Annotated in this window: 1 protein-coding gene; it reads left to right on the plus strand. The window is 56.7% G+C overall.

Annotated elements, in window-relative coordinates; all coding sequences use genetic code 11:
- A partial coding sequence (locus FNJ47_RS50830) for a hypothetical protein (RefSeq protein ID WP_206685437.1) occupies window positions 1–239 on the plus strand: 239 nt, incomplete at its 5' end.
- Window positions 240–245: the final 6 nt, after the last annotated feature.

The following is a 245-nucleotide window of genomic DNA, read 5'->3' on the forward strand; positions in this document are numbered from 1 at the left end:
TGCTGTTCTCGTCGTTGCCGGTTTCCACGCTTTCGTGGGCACTAATCACTTGGAGACACGCAAGAAATCGCCAGCGCTGCCACAGCGCGGAAAATCTGATCGATTGCGTTGAGATCGATGATCGCGGCGCCGGGAACGCCAAAAGCGCAAGTGATCCCCTCGCGTTCCAGTATGCGCACTGCCGCATCTATCGCTCGCATCTTCATCTGATGATCCCGCTTGGCTATGAGTTGGCCTGACTGGGA

The organism is Bradyrhizobium uaiense (assembly GCF_010811875.1).
GTDB classification, from domain to species: Bacteria; Pseudomonadota; Alphaproteobacteria; order Rhizobiales; family Xanthobacteraceae; genus Bradyrhizobium; species Bradyrhizobium uaiense.